The 234-nt window shown below is 55.1% G+C and carries 1 protein-coding gene; it reads left to right on the top strand.

The genetic code is table 11. The annotated features are described in order from the left end of the window. Positions 1-234 (top strand): cadherin-like domain-containing protein (locus AC27K1_RS21830; protein ID WP_487152902.1); only part of this gene is annotated, 234 nt, incomplete at both ends.

The following is a 234-nucleotide window of genomic DNA, read 5'->3' as shown; positions in this document are numbered from 1 at the left end:
GTGACCGCCAGTTTCAGCGTCACGGATGCGGATCTAACGGATGCTCACAGTTTCACTATCCTGACCCTGCCGTCTGAAGGGTCTGTGGTGAACAACGGCAATGGCACTTTCACCTTTGACCCCGGTACTGATTTTCAGGACCTGGCGGAGGGAGAATTACGACAGGTAACGTTTACCTACGAAGTCGTGGATGATTCCGGTACGGGCAATGCCGCCAGTGAGCCGCAAACGGTG

This window comes from Kistimonas ophiarachnellae (assembly GCF_057552235.1).
This window is presented reverse-complemented; position numbering and strand designations above follow the sequence as displayed.